At 68.4% G+C, this 16,212-nt stretch carries 15 protein-coding genes and 2 pseudogenes; 8 read left to right on the top strand and 9 right to left on the bottom strand.

What is annotated here, in order from left to right; all coding sequences use genetic code 11:
- Positions 1–168 precede the first annotated feature (168 nt).
- Entirely contained in the window at positions 169–1,026 is an 858-nt protein-coding gene (locus CRV15_RS29045) for a helix-turn-helix domain-containing protein (protein WP_003955481.1), read from the bottom strand.
- A 19-nt stretch (positions 1,027–1,045) separates the two neighbouring features.
- Positions 1,046–1,570, bottom strand: a complete 525-nt coding sequence (locus tag CRV15_RS29040; RefSeq protein ID WP_003955480.1) for a DUF6879 family protein — start codon at positions 1,568–1,570, stop codon at positions 1,046–1,048.
- Between the two features lie 425 nt (positions 1,571–1,995).
- Between CRV15_RS29040 and CRV15_RS29030 the strand changes: the two genes are divergently transcribed.
- From CRV15_RS29030 to CRV15_RS29005, 4 genes are all read left to right on the top strand, one after another.
- On the top strand, positions 1,996–2,268 hold the full coding sequence (locus tag CRV15_RS29030) for a DUF7848 domain-containing protein (RefSeq protein WP_044955425.1): 273 nt from the start codon (positions 1,996–1,998) through the stop codon (positions 2,266–2,268).
- Positions 2,256–2,531, top strand: coding sequence for a hypothetical protein (locus CRV15_RS29025; protein ID WP_003955477.1), 276 nt, complete (start codon positions 2,256–2,258; stop codon positions 2,529–2,531). The genes CRV15_RS29030 and CRV15_RS29025 overlap by 13 nt, the downstream gene beginning before the upstream one ends.
- 210 nt (positions 2,532–2,741) lie before the next feature.
- Positions 2,742–3,197, top strand: coding sequence for an NUDIX hydrolase (locus tag CRV15_RS29020; RefSeq protein ID WP_003955476.1), 456 nt, complete (start codon positions 2,742–2,744; stop codon positions 3,195–3,197).
- A gap of 1,122 nt (positions 3,198–4,319) precedes the next feature.
- A complete protein-coding gene (locus tag CRV15_RS29005; protein WP_009998959.1) occupies positions 4,320–4,754 on the top strand; it encodes an MBF2 family protein in 435 nt (144 codons plus the stop codon).
- A gap of 327 nt (positions 4,755–5,081) precedes the next feature.
- Here the strand turns inward: CRV15_RS29005 and CRV15_RS29000 are convergent, their stop codons facing one another.
- The 4 genes from CRV15_RS29000 to CRV15_RS28985 all read right to left on the bottom strand — a co-directional run bounded on the left by CRV15_RS29000 (position 5,082) and on the right by CRV15_RS28985 (position 7,945).
- Positions 5,082–5,705, bottom strand: a complete 624-nt coding sequence (locus tag CRV15_RS29000; protein ID WP_009998958.1) for an HD domain-containing protein — start codon at positions 5,703–5,705, stop codon at positions 5,082–5,084.
- Positions 5,705–5,983, bottom strand: coding sequence for a hypothetical protein (locus CRV15_RS28995; RefSeq protein ID WP_003962960.1), 279 nt, complete (start codon positions 5,981–5,983; stop codon positions 5,705–5,707). Before CRV15_RS28995 ends, CRV15_RS29000 begins: the two co-directional genes overlap by 1 nt.
- A complete protein-coding gene (locus CRV15_RS28990; RefSeq protein ID WP_003955468.1) occupies positions 5,980–7,125 on the bottom strand; it encodes a hypothetical protein in 1,146 nt (381 codons plus the stop codon). The genes CRV15_RS28995 and CRV15_RS28990 overlap by 4 nt, the downstream gene beginning before the upstream one ends.
- 61 nt (positions 7,126–7,186) lie before the next feature.
- A complete protein-coding gene (locus CRV15_RS28985; RefSeq protein ID WP_230864342.1) occupies positions 7,187–7,945 on the bottom strand; it encodes a hypothetical protein in 759 nt (252 codons plus the stop codon).
- Between the two features lie 577 nt (positions 7,946–8,522).
- Here CRV15_RS28985 and CRV15_RS28975 point away from each other — a divergent pair.
- Positions 8,523–8,879, top strand: a complete 357-nt coding sequence (locus CRV15_RS28975; RefSeq protein ID WP_009998956.1) for a hypothetical protein — start codon at positions 8,523–8,525, stop codon at positions 8,877–8,879.
- 673 nt (positions 8,880–9,552) lie between these two features.
- Here CRV15_RS28975 and CRV15_RS28965 read toward each other — a convergent pair.
- A complete protein-coding gene (locus tag CRV15_RS28965) occupies positions 9,553–9,804 on the bottom strand; it encodes a type II toxin-antitoxin system RelE family toxin (protein ID WP_003955462.1) in 252 nt (83 codons plus the stop codon).
- The gene (locus CRV15_RS28960) at positions 9,801–10,064 is read right to left on the bottom strand and encodes a type II toxin-antitoxin system prevent-host-death family antitoxin (protein WP_003955461.1); all 264 of its coding nucleotides are present in this window, start codon (positions 10,062–10,064) and stop codon (positions 9,801–9,803) included. The genes CRV15_RS28965 and CRV15_RS28960 overlap by 4 nt, the downstream gene beginning before the upstream one ends.
- A gap of 951 nt (positions 10,065–11,015) precedes the next feature.
- Between CRV15_RS28960 and CRV15_RS28950 the strand changes: the two genes are divergently transcribed.
- Positions 11,016–11,480, top strand: coding sequence for a hypothetical protein (locus tag CRV15_RS28950; protein ID WP_230864343.1), 465 nt, complete (start codon positions 11,016–11,018; stop codon positions 11,478–11,480).
- A 585-nt stretch (positions 11,481–12,065) separates the two neighbouring features.
- Here CRV15_RS28950 and CRV15_RS28940 read toward each other — a convergent pair.
- On the bottom strand, positions 12,066–13,253 hold the full coding sequence (locus CRV15_RS28940; RefSeq protein ID WP_003955457.1) for a serine hydrolase domain-containing protein: 1,188 nt from the start codon (positions 13,251–13,253) through the stop codon (positions 12,066–12,068).
- Positions 13,254–13,462: 209 nt separating this feature from the next.
- Between CRV15_RS28940 and CRV15_RS37970 the strand changes: the two are divergent.
- Positions 13,463–14,406 (top strand): annotated as a pseudogene (locus tag CRV15_RS37970) (IS630 family transposase).
- 161 nt (positions 14,407–14,567) lie between these two features.
- Positions 14,568–16,174: pseudogene (locus CRV15_RS28925) on the top strand (ISAzo13 family transposase).
- The last annotated feature ends 38 nt before the right edge of the window (positions 16,175–16,212 follow it).

Here is a 16,212-nt window from a genome sequence, read left to right as displayed (position 1 = left end):
GCCAGATGCAGCAGCACCTCGAGGAGCACGGACCCGACCCCGAAGGGTGAGCCATGGTTGCTGGCGGACGCGATCGTCGGGGCAGCGACCTCGACAGACGGATACCGAGACGACGCCACTGTGATCGTCATCGGCGCTGATCAGCTGTCGTAGCGGAAGGCGGGGCGGCTACTCGGCCGCCAGCGCCTCGATCGCCCGCACGATGAGCGCGCGGGCCTCCGCCCCGTACACCGCCATCGACCGCAAATCCTCGAACGCGCGCAGATACAGCGTGATCTCGCTCGGCTGCGTGACCGTCACCCGGGCTGACAGCAGTTCCACCGACACCAGGGTGTCGTCGTACATGTGGAACGTCTCCATCGGCCAGATACTGCGGTCCCGCCGCGCACTGGGTATCACCCCGAGCGAGACGGTCGGAAGCGCACCGGCTGTGAGGAGACAGCCGAGCTGCGCGGCCATGGCGTCTGCGTCACCGATCTGGTGACGCAGGACCGACTCCTCCACCAGCAGCAGCACCCGCTTGGTCCGCTCGTGCAGGATGCGAGAGCGCTCCAGACGTGCGGCGACCGCTGCTTCTACGTCATTCGGGACCTCGTGGAACGAAGAGATGGAGCCCAGGAGGGCCCGCACGTATCCCTCGGTCTGGAGGAAACCGGGGACTACGGTACCGGAATAGACGCGGAAGACCTGGGTGGCCTGGAAGAGCGGAACGTAGCTCTCCTGGAGCTGCTTCAGTCCGGCCGCCGTCTTCCGTTTCCACTCGACGTACATGGCTTCGGCGTTTTGTGACTGCGCCACGATGTCGGGAGCTTGATCCGGTACGCCGCAGGCATTGCACCAGCGCCGGATGTCGTCGGGGGACGGCGGCGTTTTGGCGTTCTCGATCCGGGAGGTCTTTGGGTGGGTCCACCCACAGATCCTGGCCAGCTCACTTCCGGTCAAATCGGCGTCGCGGCGTAGGTCACGAAGGCGTTGCGCGACGGTTTGGCGCGCTGCGTGCGCCGACGAAGACGGTGAGATGGGCATGAGCTGGCCGGATCTCGTGCTATCGGATCTTGTACTCGCCATGCGGGGTGGCTCGTTCCCACACAGCTTCGAACGCTTCGGCGCACAGACGGGCTGCTGCCGGATCTCCGCTGACCTCCCCGCCCCCCGACGCACCCTCGCCCGTGAAGTGGTTCCAGCGGATGAGCCGGTCGTCGATGAGCCAGAAGTCATTGCCCGGGAGGGCGATGGCGGATGCCTGCCGTCGGGGCAGCCACCGGACCTGTTCTCCGGCGACGATGTTGGTGTAGGTCTCGTAGTGCAGGAAGCGGGTGTACTCGCTCACTGGTTCGGAGACGATCCGCGCCCTGCGGATAACGACGCCTCGCGCCAGCGTGTCGGCGATCAGAGTGTGCCAGGGCTCCCACCAGGACGCGCGGTCATCCGGGTCACTCCGCTGCCCCGCACGCCAGTCGGCGAACGCACCCTGCTCGTAGTCGACGGCGTAAGCGTCGCGCATCTCCAGATGGACAGCGGACACCTGAGCGGACCCGAGAAGTTCATCCCAGGTGGGGACCTGATGCACTGCACGCCTCCTGAAGGATCTGGAGCACACTGACGGGAATCCGGATGATCGTCTCGTGCGGGGGCACCTCAGTCGAGTGGCCAGGCCCTGAGCCGGCTTCCTTGCACTCGCGGATCTCCTCGTCGGTGGCCCGGTACGACTGAACGAACAGCTCCCCGGTCTCGGTACTGAGCCACACGGTGGCACTCTCGCCGTTCTTCGAACTCGGGTCGACTCCTACGAAGACTACGGACATAGCCGCCTCCAACTCACCTGATGTGCGTGGATGTTCGACACCATGGCGCGGATTTCGGGTTGCGGTCAAGGACTTTCAGACCGGCGTACTGCTCCAGGGTGACCTGTTGAACATTCGTGAACATCACTGGTATTCACGCACACTCGCTCCCTAGCGTCATGCCGTGTCGCCCACAGATCGGGGAATAGGCATGACGGCAACCCCTGAAGGTTCCCCCAGCCCTTCTGGCTCACTACTCACGCGGGTGGAAGGTGCGCCCACGACCCGGATAGTCGAGTGCACGGAGTGCGACGCGCGGTCGCCGTTCGGGCCGCCGCTGGCGGACTTCGCCCGCTGGGCCTTCGGCCACGCCGCGGCGACCGGTCACCACAACTTCCAGCAGGTCACCACCGAACTCCTGCACACGGGCCCCGTCGACGCCGACCTGGCGGGGCCCGCGGAGAAGCCGTCGTGCCCCGGCTGACCGAGGCCACCGGGTACGGCCGGGTGCTCAGCCTCTGCGGCGAGCTGCATCCGGAGCACGCGAAGACCTTCTGCACCGAGCAGAGCCCGGCGCACGACGGTGATCACGTCCACGAGTACACCGGCACCACCTGGCCCCGACGGCCCGAGCCGGGCGAGCAGGTCGAGGTCGGGCCCGAGTGCCGGATGGACGCCTGTGAATTCTGCCCCGTCGACGTCACCCCGCGCTGTGACTGCCGGTGCCACCGGCCCGAGCAACGCTGAACCCCCGCCCTGCCCTGGGCCGGGCCACACGCCCCCGCCCCCGCCCCCCGCCCGGGCGGGAAACGGCCCGCCCTCTGCCGGAGACACCTCCCTGTCCGACCCGGCAGGGGGCGGGCTGGCCAACTCCGCCGGGGTGCCGTACCAGGCGCTCCGGAACCAGGGCGCCCCGGACGGCCCTTTCCACCACCGGATCGCAAGGGATACACACCTGTGCGTATCGACATCTCCGTCCTCGTCACCGACGCCGACGACCACGTCCTCCTCGTCCACCCGGGCACCGGCACCCGCTGGCGCCTGCCCGCCGCCACCCACACCGACACACACCCCCTGGGCCAGATCCCCACCCGGGCCCTCGCCGCGGAGACCGACCTCCACCGGCCGGTCACCACGATCCTCACCATCGACCACACACCGGCCGCCGACGACGACGCCGACGGGGAGGAGCACGTGGTCCTCGTCTGCGACGGCGGACGGCTCACCTCCACCGAACGCGAAGCAGCAGCCGTCCCGGACAGCGCAACCACCGTGACCAAGGTGCGCTGGATTCCCTTCGGATTCGTCGGCGACTACGTCACCGACACCGAGGAGACCCGGATTCACACCGCCTACCACGCCCAGACACACGGCACCCTGCCGCTGCGCCTCGGAGCCGGAGCATCCTCATGACCAACGGGCAGCAGCAACTGCCCGCCAACACCTGGAACACCCTCCGCGGCGACCTCGACCCCGACGGCTCCGAGAACCGGCTCCCCGTGCGCGGGGTTTTCGGTATGAGCAGTCACGGCTCCGGCCGTCGTCTGGCGTTACGGGGCGTCGGGGGCCCGAGGGGGCTCTGCCGTTCACAGTGCGAGCGGCAGCAGGAGAAGAAGGGGGCTGGTGGTCCCGGTCCGGGTGGCCATCACCGCCAGGCGGTGATGACTGCCCGGGTTGACCTCCCGGCCCCGAACGCCCGAAACTCAAATGTCGTCGGGCAGGCAGTAGACACACGCCTCAGCAGCGTCGTCGTCGTGACACCCGCACAACGGGCACACCCAATACCGGAGCAGCCCGGGCAAGGCGCGGAGCCCGGTCACCGCGGCCTGCTCACAGACCGCTTGTTCACCTCACGAACCCGCTCCGACAACTTCCTGCGCTGCTCGTCGGTCAACCCGATCGCCATCGCGGTCATCGGGCACCCCCACGACTGGTGGGGGTGAGGGTGGGGAAGGGCTGGCGGACATGACCGGGAGCCATCTCCGGCCGAATGCAGGTAAACGAAAACAGCATGATCACGTGACAACACCCCAGGTCACGAAGTACCCGCCCCGCCCGCGCGGGGGTCGTTCGGCGCGCTCTGCGATGCACAGACCCGACTCGCCATCCGCCCCGCCCGCGCTCCAGCGTGCCGGTGACCACATCAGGGCCGGTGACCGTCGGCGGCGGCGTCCGGATCATCCACACTGGGTCATCGCCGCAGCACTCCTCGGCCACGACCGCCAGACACAGCAGCACCTCACCTTCAAGGAGGCACCCGAGGACCTGCAGGACCACGCGGCCCGTACCCGCCAACGCCAGCCTCGACCCGGCCCCCCTCGTACGCAGCTACGGACAGCTCGCCGGACACGACCAGGCCGTCGCCCTCTACGGAACCACCGCCGAACGCACCCTCCACGCCACACTCGAAGACCACCAGGCGGGCTTTCCCGACGGGGCTGGGTCCTCTTCGGGGTCCGGCGGGGTGCCACGTTCGGACGAGTGCGGCCCGGTGTCGGAGTGCGGGCGTGCGGGGTCCGGTGGAGCGTGAGAGGCATGACCACACAGCGCTTTTGGCGGGGCGGGCGGATGCTCGCCGTCGCCGTACTCACCCTGGCAGTGACCCTTCCCGCCGCCTCGGCCGCGTCGACGGCCACGGTGGCCGACACCGTGCCCAACGCCCAGCGGGCCGCCGCTCAGTCGCACAACCTGATCGTGGGGTCCCGGATGCCCGGTGATCGCCTCGTCCTGAGCCAGGCCGTGGTGAAGAGCTCCTCCTGGATGAGGATCGTGACCGAGACGAAGACCTTCCAGGCCCCGCACAACGAGAGAATCACCCTGGTGGAGGCGCTCGACCAGCGGACCGACGGCACCGGCGCCTACGCCTCGATCCTCAACGGCGGGCCGGGGCACAACTCCGTGACGATCAGATTCAAGAGCCAGCGAGGCCACGGCATCGACTTCGTCGTGAACCTCTACGCCCGCCCCTAGGCACCGAACCCGCCCCGCACCGCCCGCTCCGGCAACCACCGTCACCGAGGACCAGGCCGGCCGAGCCGACGGACGGCAGGGCTTTCGCGTTCGCACGAAGTCCGCCCCGCCCGCGGGGCGGGGGCAGCTCGGCATCGGCGGACCACAACACCGCCAATCACTATCGCCCTCTGCGGAACCACCGCCGGACACGCCCTCCAGGCCGATCCCGAAGGGCGACCGAGTGGACATCCCCAGCGGCGGAAACCGAGTGTCCCCCGCGGTCCAGGCGGACAGCATCCAGCAGCGCGGCGGCCCCGCGCCCGGGCACCCGCACCGATGGCGGGGTCAGGCCGTCGCTGCGGCCACCCCGTCCTCCAAGTGGCGGTAGAACTCCCGCCACTCCTCGAAGGCCGCCTCGAACCATGGGACCCCCGCGGCGAGGGGTACCAGGTGGCGGCACGTCTCGCGGTAGTAGGAACGCCGCTTCTCGGGCCGCGGGTGCGTGTCGAGCCGCTGCACGTTGCTGAACCGGTCCGCCAGCTTGAGCAGCAGGACCTCTGGAGGGGCGGAACGCAGGCTCAGGAGGTAGCGGTCTCGCACCTCTGCGGGCTCCTCGTGGGCCTCGGGGCGTGGCTTCGTCACCCAGCCCACCCACTCCTCGACCCGGGGCCCGAACCGCTCACCGACCTCCCCGGCCGTGCGGTCGGTGTCCTCCACAACGTCGTGGAGTACGGCCGCGACCAGCAAGTCCTCATCGCGGACACCCGCGCCCGACACGAGGATCTCCACCACCTCCAGGAGGTGCTCCACATACGGCTCACCGGCGGGCCTCTTCTGATCCCCATGGGCCTCTTCGGCGAACGAGACGGCCTCCCCGAGACGCTGCGCCGAAACCTCCGGAGCGAGCACCGCCAACTGCCGGCGCGCGGTGTCCCAGTCGTGCCACGCGCCGAACACCCGATGGGTCATCACGACTCCTGATCCTCAGCTTCCAGTTTCCTCTTGTACTCCGGCCACCGAGGCAGGGTTGACGGCAACTCGCCGACCTTCGCCCTGCGGGTCTCGACCTCCCCGACGATGCGCCGACGCTGGAGCTCGGTGAGGGCTTCGTTCGTGATCGACTTCATTTCCGCAGGAGATTCACACTCCCTCTCGTCGACGACGAAAGCCGCGAGCATGAACCCGTCCTCAGTCTTTCTGCGGAACGTCGAGATCATAACGAACCTCGGTCCGGTCTCATCTGTCACGGGTACCTCCTGCGAGTCTCTTCCTGGTCCAACGCCGCCGCTTCTGCCTGCATTGTACGCATCACATCGCGCTCCTCCGAGGTCGTTTCGATATGCGACTTGTACACGGTGTTGTGCTCAAGGTCAGCAGCCACGGAAGCCCGCTCTGTCGTGAGCTGGAGTTCGTATGTGTACGGTTTTCCGTCGACCTCGATGGCTACGATCATGGGAATAACGCGGTAGCTCGGATTACCACTCTTTGGCTCGGCGTACATGTTCTCGACCTCCAGCAGGCGCCCGCCTTCTCCGGTACCGAAGTACTCCTTAGCTTTTTCGAGAAGAGTTTCGAGCCGGGCAGTATCCTCGACGGTAATTCTCGCGCCCACAGCATCGATGACATCCCCGATCTGGTAATCCGGACGAGATTTTCGGCCCTCACTCCCCTCCGTCATTCGGTTCACTTTGTCGACCAGTCCGTCTGCGTATTTCGTGCGGATGCTCAGTTCGGCATCGTCGGCGCCGCCGACCTCCTCAAGGAGACTCGTCACATCTTCGTAGGCGGCCGACTCCACCTCGTTCTTGAGCCTCTTGCCGTATTCGTCCAAGGCGTCGCGGTCGCTGTCCTCGATGGAGGCTCCGAGAGCTCGCACCGGGTCGTCCACCTTGGTCTGCTCGACGTACGCGTTCTTGCGGGACGTCCCGTCGGGCTCGTAGTTCACCTCATGTTCCACGGGCTCGAACAGGGGGCCGCGGCCGGGGTTCTCGGACCTGTACTCCTCCAAGGAGCGTCCCTCCAGGATCCCTCCCTCGGCGAGCTCCTGAATGATCTCCAGGGTCCGTTCGCCCCCGCCCACGGGGTCCTTCAAGTTCTCGATCACGTTCAGCCTGTTCGCACCGTCCGCACCGAGCTTAGTGATCACCGAGGCCACCTCGGGATGCCGCTCGCCGAGGGCCTCCGCCACGTCGGCCAGCGGGTTCTCCGGCTGCTCCCCCGTCTTCGGATCGGCCTCGCCGTCCTTCTCCGACGGTACGTCAGGCTCGTTCGCATCCTCTGCCTCACCGTCGCCCTTCTGGCCACCGGAATGATCGTCAGCGTGGTCTTCGTACTCTTCTCCACCGTGGCCGCCGCCGGTCAGGTCGTCGCGATGCCCGCCCGTGTCCATGGCGGGGCTTTCGGCTTGCCCCCCGGTCTCTCTGGACGTGTCCGCAGAATCCCTCTTCTCCTCAGGAGCCTCGACAGCCGCTTCCTGCTCGTCGGTGGTGGGGGCTTCTCCGGGCGCGGATCTTCAGCGGAGTTGTTCCTGCCGCGTACATCTGCGGAGCCATCATCCGGCCCCGGACGTTCTGCGGGTTCTTCACTGTTCTTGTGAGAGCCGTTCGGTTCTTCAGCCGGCTTGCTTGGTACACCCTCTTCGCCCTCACGGGGGTCGTATCCGTCGCCTCTTCCGACGCGGTCGGCTCCTCGGCACCCGCGGTCTCCGGCAGAGGGGCCCCTTCATCGGCAACCGCGGTTTCAGCGGACGGCTTGCCGGGGTTGCCCTGTTCGTGCAGGTCTCCCCTGATGGCGGATTCATCGTCTGTAGGGGCGGACAGTAGGTCCCCCGGTGTCCGCGGACGGTCCCATATATCACCGCCGTGAGCGTCATCATCAGCGTCACCTAAGGCATCCATGTCCCCTGCCGCCGCGTGCCCCGCTTCATCGTGGTCTGGGGACTCGCTGCCGATCGGCTCCGCCGACACACCGTCGCCGTCGGCCTCCGGCTTCTCCGTCTCTCGGTCGCCGTCGGCCAGCTCTTCCAGATCCTCCGGTGTGCCATCAGTGGCGTCCTCGCTTTCTGCGCCACCGCGGGAGGAATCGGCGGCATCAATATCATCCATTGTGGTGTGGCCGGGCCGATCATCGTCCTGCGAGAAACCGTGGTCCGATGTCTCAGCCTCCAGAGTCTCTTGCTCAGTCGACCTTTCTGGTTCGTCCATGCTCATCGCTTGCCCCCTGTTATATTCACGGCCTGCACGAATGACTTCAGTGGCCACCAGGGTGCTTGGAGGAAGGAAGCTGCCTTCTTCAGCCGCTCTTGTGGGTCTCTCGCGCTGTGCAACGCCTCGCTTGCCTGGCGCCAGGCCATGGATCGGCCCCTCACCGTGGTTTCCGATGGGCGCCAGGTGTCAGGGTGCGCTTTCCAGGCTTCCAGTTGCTCCGCGACGGTGTGGCCCGTCAACCGCAGCCCGCGGGTCGTCCAAGCCGCTGTGTCGGGGTGAGGGCCATCGCCCGACGTGCCGGCTGACCACCGTCCGGACACAGCCCGGGCTGCGGGCTGGGAGACAGCTGGGAGATACGGGATGCGACCTGAGAGGCAGTTGGGAGAACAAGAAGATCAAGTTCTGGTTCGGCAAAAAGTACGGCATCCTGCAACTGCATGTACGGGCATGGGGTCCGGACAACACCTGGTGCAACAGGAGCAGGCCCTGCTCCAAGGCGAACAACATCTTCGCCAAGGCGATCTGGGGACTCTTTGCCAAGAATATTGGCCTGTACGTGCCACGCTGGTAGGAGATGGACATGAATCAGAGCACGACAGAATCTCGGGGCGGCAGCCTCGCGGGCGCGGTGGCGCTGGTCTGTCTTGCCTTCCTGCCGGCCCTGCTGGCGGTCCTCCCGCTCACCTTCAACGGTGCCCAGTACACCCTGGGTGCCCTGGGCCGGGCGGAGTTGCCGGAGGGCGCCTCGCCCTCGCTCGGGTGGGGGCTCGCCCTGCTGGGGGCGGCGGTACTGCCGTTCCTCGCGGGGCCGGGGGCCCTGGTGGCCGGGCGGGCCAAGGGGCTGTCCTGGGAGCGGGCCCTGAGGGTCTGTGCCTGGGCCGTCCTGGGCTGCGGTCTGTTCGCCTGCCTGATGGCGATGATGTCCGCCGGTGTCTGAACCGGTGACGTAAGGAGCCTGCTGAGGGCCGGGGACACGTTCCCCGGCCCTCAGCCGTTCCCACCGTCGACCGCGCCGCACGCGGGGTGCCCGTGTTGCTCAGTGTTGGGTATCCGGTTTCCCACTGGCGTCATGGCATGGCGCATGGACCTGGCAGGTGAGGCTCGCCGCGGCGCCGACTGTGGACACCTTCTGCGCTGCGGGGCGGGACGACTCCGACGGCATCGACCTGGAGCAGGTTCTCGGAGCCCGCCCGTGAGCAAAGGGTCGTGGCCGGTCTCCGCGACGTTCAGCGCCTGCTCCACACCGAGCAGCGGGGCGCCCTGCGGCGCTTCCTCCCAGTGCTCCGGCACGTGCAGCACCCCGCGTGCCGGGCGCCCTCGCACCCTTCGCCAGCATCCAGCCCGACGGCCAGTGCTCCCCGAGGACCTCGCGGACCACCGACTTCGGTGGAACCGGAAGGCGCTCGGTGGGGACCTGGTCGTAGTCGACGTCGTCGACCGGCCGCACGTGCTGGGCGAGGTGGACCAGGAACTGTTCCGCGATGGTCCTGTATCGCTGGCCGATCGCCTGTACACGGCGCCCGGCTGCGGCGTCGGGCCAGACGTCGGTGCGGGATCGTGGTCAGCATCGCGCCAGTGCTGTCTCCGGCCGCCGGGTGGCCGCGATAGCCTCAGGCCAGGCGGCCGAGGTGGATGACGCTGACCCGGATCCGGTGGGCGCTGATCTCGTAGAGGACCCGGTACGGCCCGACGTGGATCCGCAGCAGATCCGCGCTGCCGAAAGCACCCCGGGGTCTCGGGTCGCGGGCGAGGCGGTCGACGGCGGTGAACACCTGCCGCACACCGGACGGATCGTTTTTCGCCAGGCGCTCCGCCTGCCGCAAGGCCTCCGGCTCCCAGATGACCTCGTACACCGCGCTCACGTGCCGTCCCCGCCGAAGACGCGCTGTACGGCCTCGCTGTGCGGCACACCTGCCCCCTCCTCACCCAGCGCCTGGCGCTCGCGGTAGGCGGCCAGGGCCCGCAGCTCCTGAAGCTCGAGGAAGTCAGCCGCACTGACCAGGACCGCGACGGTCCGGCCTTCCTCGGTCAGGGCGACCGGCTCACCCGACGCACCGACCTCGCGCACGAGGACGCCAAGACGATGTCCGGCCTCGGCGATGGGGAAACTGCTCTCCGTCATAACCGCCACCCTACGGACACCCCCGCCCCGCCCGGTGCTCCGAGCGCCCTCATCCCACCGTCCGGATGACGCCGCAACATCGGGCTTGACCGACAACGCGGAAACCGGCAAGCCGAGGGGCCGTGACTACTCTGCGCCGCGCCCTGACGGGAGAGAGGGCGCAGGCGGAGACTTGTGTTCTTTGCTGCAGGGGTGCAGCTGCCGGCCCAGGGCGCGGAGGTGCACGGGTTCCGGCTGTGGTCGCGCCTCTACCCGGCGACCGGCCGTGAGGGTTATGTGCTGGTGGCGTTCATTGTTCACCGGACACTCGGACGGATGGCCGCGCAGCGGGAGAGCCGGATGCGGAGCCTGGAGCAGGCGGCGCGCCCTCTCTTCGCCGGTGTCCCGTATCAGGGCGGGGGAGAGGGCGTCACGGCGGTCGACGACCACCGGGCGCTGCCCGAGACCCTGGACAACCCCGACGGCGACCGGCTCTACGCCATCCAGCTCAACGGTCCGTCGGCGCCGTACAGAGTGCGAGGCCGCCGAGCGGGAAGCGCGGCGGCCCGTGTGCGTCGGCTGCGGGAGACGGTTCAGCGACGACCGCTGGCAGCAGGTCCGGACCCGTGGGCGGCCCGGGGAGCGGGACCACCTGTGCGGACCGTTCGAGCAGGAGGACCTCGCCCGCGCCGAAGCCGAACGCCGCGCCCGCCGCCAGGAGGAGGAAGTCTCCGCCCACGCGGCGGCCGACGCCACGACGAAGAAGAGCCGCGGCCTGTTCGGTAGCCAGCCGGGCCAGCGGGACCTCTCCGCTTCGGGGGAGGGGCCGTCCCCGCGCTGCTGTTGGCACGATGGACGGGTACGGTCCCCTGACCGATAGCGATGCTGTCGGGCACCACCGCCTGGCACGACGGATCTCCTCGCCCGAGTTCGCCCGGACACCGACCCCGAGCGCCGGTGGTGTCGTTGGATATGAGTATGGAGCTGCCGGAGGGGATACAGGGCGTCGACGGCCAGGCGGAGACGACGCTGGTGGCCGCGTGTGATCTCACGGACGCCGTGGCGGTGGCCGGCTGGAGCCGGGGCGCCGCGGATGACGCGCTGGAGGCGATCGAGGTCCTTGCCGCCGCGCTCGCCCGGGTCGAGGGCCTGGACGGGCCGCTCGCGCCCGTGGCCGACGCCGTGGTCCGAGCCCGGCGGCATCTGGACCCGGACGACGAGCTTGTGCCTGTGATCGGTGCCGTGTCCAGGGCTCGGTGCCGTCTCGGCGTGGACGACGAGCCCGAGCTCTTATCCGTCCCTGGCCCCGGCTGCGGTGCCGGGGTGAGGCCCCGACGAGCCGGTCTCGGCACAGGGACCGGTGTTACCCCGGCAAGGGGTTTCCAAGGCTCGCCGGGGTCTTGGCCCCGGTTCCAGGGGATCCGAACAGAGCGCTGAACGGAGTGCGTTGTGCCGTGGCGACCGGGACCGGCGGTGAATGGATGCTCAGCTGCGGTTCCGCTGGTCCGGCGGAACCGCAGCTGGGGGCCCCGGGGAGACCCGGTCTTCCCCGCCTGTCGCTACTTGTCTCCCTTGTCCTTGGGCTTGATCGTGCCTCGGTGGTGCAGCGGGGGTCGTCGCCGCGTGGTGGGCAGTTGTTGCCGGGGTCCGGATCCGGATCGTTGCCGAACACGGTGGCGGTGTTGACGATGCCGGGCATCGCCCACCCACCGGGTGGAGTCCACCCGATGTCGCGCATCGCCACCGGATACAGAACACCGAGTGAACTCCGTCGAGCGGACTCCACTCCGGTGCACCGGATGACGATGGACTCCCCATGGTGCGCACCGTGATGGTGCGTCACCGCGTCCGGCACCGCACCACTCCCACGATGCCCGGCACTCGCGCACGACTTCGCCCGCTGGAGCCGGGCCTGCTGCTGGTGGGTCATGCCGGTCTCGGCCCGCCGCCGCCCCTCCTGCAGTTCGCGTGGCCCCGGGAGCCGTACGGGCGGGGATCGCCGGCGAACACCTCTGTCCTGCTTTACCCCAGTGCCCGGTCGACCAGCCGCTGTGCTGCCCGGGACTGAGCGTCCGCCTGGGCTGCTTCGGTTGGCAGGGTGAACAGAGCGGCGGCGACCGCGGTGCCACCGTCCGATGTCACCCCCGTCTCTGAGACCACACCCAGGTGCGTACCGCCGTGGAACCATACGCCGGAACCGCCTGCGCCCGGACGCCAGGCGAGCCCCAGTCCGTAACCCGTGCCCGGCGGGCCGTAGTCGGCGGCCGGGACCGTCCGCTTCATGGCGGCGATCTGGGCCGGAGCCAGCAGCCGGCCGCTCAACAGGGCGCGGAGGAAGACCGTCACATCGTGTGGCGTACTGATGATTCCGCCGTCCGCAGCGCCCGCCGATGCGACAGTCGTGTCCGTCAGACCAGTGGCGCCGGGGAACTGGGTGTAGGCCACCGCAGTGGGCTGCGGGACATAGGACGAAGTGCCTGGGACAAGGGTGTTGCGCAGCTTGAGCGGAAGGATGAACCGTTCGTGGATCTCGTGGGCCCAGGGGTTGCCTGTCACCCGTTCAACGATCATTCCGGCCAGGACGTAGTTGGTGTTGGAGTACCCCCAACGCCGCTCCTCCGCAGGATCTGCGGCATCCGGCACCCAGAGCGGTGGTTTGCTCAGGGCGGCCATCACCTGCTTCTGCGGGATCCCCGGGCGGAATCGGTTCCGTCGGTAGGCATTGGGGGTGAACGGGGAACCGCCGGAGAGCGACAGATAGTCGTTGAGGCCGCTGGTCTGACGCAGCAGATTGGCGACCGTGATCCTGGAGCCGTCGTTTCCGTTGCCCCGGACCATGCCTGGAAGCCACCGTTCGACGGTGTCGGTGAGGCGCAGTCGTCCCTCCCCCACGAGCTGCAGGACCAGCGCGGCGGTGTACGTCTTGGTGTCACTGCCGATCCGGTAGTAGGCGTTCCAGGGCACCGGTCCGTCGTGCTCCAGGTCCGCCACCCCAGCCCGGGCGGAGGCCCGACCGCGGGGTGAACGCACCTCCGCCAGCACGCCCGTGGTGCCGGTGGCCCGGATCGCGTCGACATCGGCCTGGAGGGCGCTGCCGAACCGGGGCAGCGGAGCGGCGTGCCCACCAACTGCGGTCACCAGCGTCACTGCCGTCGCCGCCACTCCTGCCAGCCCGAAACGCCTACTGATGTAAGGACCGTTCGACCGCATGCTGCTCCCAGGAGATCACCGGTGTCTGTCGGCTTCGAGGCTAGGCACGGTCGCGGGTCGGCACCATCCGGCCAGCCTGTGGACCTGTCCTGGGGTAATCCCCCTGCCCTGTTGCAAGGGATCAGGCCTCATTACTGACTTCGGCTCGTCAGGGTGATCTTTACTGAAGTTCCTGCTGGGCCTGGCGCGGTGGCTGTATCCCGTGGTGTGTGAGATATGGCGATGGTGGCGGGTTGACCGCTGCGGGGCGTCGGCGCCGGGAATCGGTACGGATGCAGGCGGCCGGGTTGTTCGAGCGGGAGATCAAGCCGTTGGAGGTCGCACGGCGCCTGAGGGTGAGCCGGAAGTCGGCCTGCCAGTGGCATCAGCTGTGGCGGGACGGCGGCGTGCGGGCTCTGGTCTCCCGTGGTCGGAGCGGATCGCGGTGCCGGCTGTCCCCGCGCTGTCTGGAGAAGCTGGCCGTGTACCTCGATGAGGGGCCTGCCGCTCACGGCTGGGTGGAGGACCAGGTGTGGACCGCGGTGAGGGTGGCCACGCTGATCGGCAGGAAGTTCCACGTCTCCTACAGCGTCTCCGGTGCCACGCGGTTGATGCACCGGCTCGGTTTCAGCCCGCAGGTCCCCGCCCGGCGGGTCGCCGAACGCGACGAGCAGGCCGTCGCCGTGTGGAAGGAGGCGACCTGGGCGGAGGTAGAAGGGCCCGGGCGGCCTGCGGGGGCTACATCTGTTTCGAGGACGAAGCAGGTTTCACCCGAAAACCACCCCGAGGACGAACCTGGGGCCGGCGCGGGCGTACTCCGGTTGTGACCGTCAGCGGGCGCCGCTCGGGGCGCCCGTCGGTGGCGGGGCTGATCGCGATGCCGCCGGGCTCGCGGACACGGCTGTGCAACCGACTGCGCACCCACCGAGCAGGCAAAGGCGCGCGCCGCAGCATGGGCGAGCGGGACTTCATCACGCTCGTCGACGGTGTCCACCAGCTTGTCAAGGCGCCAATCGTACTGGTCTGGGACCGTCTGAACACCCAGGTCTCCCATGCTATACGCGAGCTACTCACCGAGCGTGAGTGGCTGACCGTGTTCCTGCTGCCCTCCTACTCGCCCGACCTCAACATGGCTGGCACCGGCCTGACCCTCGACACACCCGCATCACCTTGATAAACCGAAGTCAGTAAGGGCTTGCCGGAGAATAACGCGTCGCTTTTGGCTCCGTGATTCGTTGTTGTGATACGGGGAGACCGGAGGGGATCGAGGCGGCCCTGACCTCGAAGTTCGAGACGCTGTTCCCGCATCTGGACGAGCGGCAGGGCCGTCTGGCCATGGCGGCGGAGGCACGGTCGCTGGGGCACGGTGGGATCAGGCTTGTCGCCCGTGCTGCCGGGGTGCGGGCGGGGACCGTTTCGTGCGGGGTGGCGGAGCTGGAGTCCGGCGAGGGACCGTTGGGGCTGGTGAGCCGGGAAGGCGGCGGCCGTAAGCGTCTGGCGGACCTGCACCCGGGGCTGCGGCCGGCGCTGCTGGCGCTGGTCGAGCCGGACGTGCGTGGGATCCGATGTCGCCACTGCGGTGGACGACGAAATCGACACGCAGGCTCGCTTCAGAGCTGACCCGGGCCGGGCATCGGGTCTCGGCGGACACGGTTGCCGGCCTGCTGAGGGAGGAGGGCTTCAGTCTCCAGGGCAACGCCAAGACGATCGGGGGTGCCCAGCACCCGGACCGGGACGCGCAGTTCCGGTACATCAACGAGCGGGCGAAGGAGTTCCAGGCGGTCGGCAACCCGGTGGTCAGCGTGGACACCAAAAAGAAGGAGTTGGTGGGCAACTACAAGAACGCCGGCCTCGAATGGCACCGTGCTGGTGATCCGGTCCGGGTGCGGACCCACGACTTCCCCGACGCGGAGCTGGGCAAGGCGATCCCGTACGGGATCTACGACCTGACGGCCGATACCGGCTGGGTCAGTGTGGGCACCGACCACGACACCGCCGCCTTCGCCGTCTCCTCGGTCCGCCGCTGGTGGCACGCGGCCGGCCGCACCGCCTACCCGCACGCCCGCCGCCTGCTGATCACCGCGGACGCGGGCGGCTCCAACGGCTACCGCACCCGCGCCTGGAAGTTCGAACTCGCGGCCCTGGCTGTCGAGACAGGAACGGAAATCACCGTATGCCACTTTCCTCCCGGTACGAGTAAATGGAACAGAATCGAGCACCGGCTGTTCTCCCACATCGCGATGAACTGGCGGGGCAGGCCACTGACCAGTCACGACGTCATCGTGAACAGCATTGCCGCGACCACCACCCGCACCGGGCTGACCACCCGCGCCGAACTCGACACCGCCTTCTACGCCACTGGTGTCCGTATCAGTGACGGCCAGCTCAAGGCGCTGCCACTGGACGTCCACGACTGGCACGGGGAGTGGAATTACACCCTCCGCCCCGAGGAACACCGTCGGGACGGCATCCCGCCGATCCCGCCCCAGCACGAACCCGGCCCCGGCCGTGTATGGCTGACACACACCCCGCCCTCACCGGCATCCCGCAGGAGTAATGGAACGTGCTGGTCACCGAGCTGGCGGTGGCCCGCACAGCCCAGCGGGAAGAAGACCTCCCCCAGCGGCGAGGCGGCGACCGACACGAAGATTCCCGCTGCCGGCCTCTACACCGGCCGGCGCCCCGGCCTCACCCTCGTCGACCGCCTCCTGGCTACCATCCTCTACCAGCGGTTCAAGCTCCCCCAGATCGTCATCACCCCGCTCTTCGCCGTGACACCTGTGACCCTCAACCGCGCCATCAGCCAGACCCGCCGACTCCTCCACGACATCGGGCACACCATCGAACCCTCCAGCACACACCTGGCCATCCTGGTCGAACTCACCAGCCTCGCCACACACCTCAGCATCCCCACACCAGAGATCAAAACAGCGAGTTATTGATCGGCAAGCCCTCAACTACCCGGCCTTGGATCAAGCCC

The organism is Streptomyces clavuligerus (assembly GCF_005519465.1).
Taxonomy (GTDB): Bacteria; Actinomycetota; Actinomycetes; order Streptomycetales; family Streptomycetaceae; genus Streptomyces; species Streptomyces clavuligerus.
The sequence above is the reverse complement of the archived record's forward strand: the minus strand, read 5'-3'. Positions and strand labels throughout refer to the sequence as shown.